1 protein-coding gene is annotated in these 1198 nt (G+C 70.0%); it reads right to left on the bottom strand.

Annotation, left to right across the window (positions count from 1 at the left end; translation table 11 throughout):
• Positions 1-1198, bottom strand: a 1198-nt coding sequence (locus ACWPOB_RS28485) for an amino acid adenylation domain-containing protein (RefSeq protein WP_455402867.1), incomplete at both ends; no start/stop codon positions are given.

Raw genomic sequence — 1198 nt, 5'->3', positions numbered from 1 at the left:
GAGGCGACGAACCGCTCCGCCGTCAGATCCGCCCGGCCGTGGTAGCCGCGCGCCAGCTGCGCACCCGCCAGGTACAGCTCACCGGGCACGCCGGCCGGGACCGGATTCAGGCGCGCGTCGAGCACGTACACCCGCGAATTCCACTCCGGGACACCGATCGGCACCGACACCCCGGTGGCGTCGTCGACCTCGTGGAAGGTCACCGACACCGCCGCCTCGGTCGGACCGTACAGGTTGTCCAACCGGGCCGTGTTGTGCGCCAGGAACCGTCGCGCCGTCGCCGCCGGCAACGCCTCACCGATCGCGAGCACCTGCCGGAGCGAGTTCGTCAGCGTGCCGCCGGACTCGACGAGCAACGCCTCGAGCATCGACGGCACCACGTGCAGGGTGGTGACCCCCTGCTCGGCCGTCAACCCGTTCAGGTAGCCCGGGTCGCGGTGCCCGTCCGGCGCGGCGATCACCAACCGGCCACCGGAGACCAGCGCCGACCAGAACTCCCACACCGACAGATCGAACGTCGCCGCCGTCTTGAGCAACACCGCATCGTCGGCACCGAGCTCGTACTCCGCACGCTTCCACAACAACTGGTTCACGATCGCACCGTGCGGCACCGCCACACCCTTCGGCCGGCCCGTCGAACCCGACGTGAAGATCACATACGCCGTGTTCGACGCCCGCAACGGCGCCCACCGCTCCGCATCGGCGACCGGGCCGTCCGCGAACACCGACAGATCCGCCGAATCGAGCTCCAGAGTGCGGACAGACCTCTCCCCCGGCACCTCGAACCCGTCCCGCCCGGTGGTCAGCACCACCACCGGCGCCGCGACCTCGAGAATGTACCCGGTCCGCTCCGCCGGCTGATCCGGATCCACCGGCACATACGCACCACCGGCCTTGACCACCGCATACATGCCCACCAGCAACTCGACCGACCGGCGCATCGCCAGCGCCACCGTCGACTCCGGCCCCACACCCAGCGCAACAAGCTGCCGCGCAAGACGATTGACCCGCGCATCGAACTCGCCGTAGGTGAGCGCCGCACCCTCGAACACCAACGCCGGCGCCTCGGGCGCCCGCCGCACCTGCTCGTCGAACAGATCCACCAGCGTCGCCGAACCCCCGACCTCACGACCGGTGTCGTTCCACGCCTCGAGCACCCGCACCCGCTCGGCCACCTCGAGAATCTCGATATCACCCA

The organism is Rhodococcus sp. 2H158 (assembly GCF_053764755.1).
The sequence above is the reverse complement of the archived record's forward strand: the minus strand, read 5'-3'. Positions and strand labels throughout refer to the sequence as shown.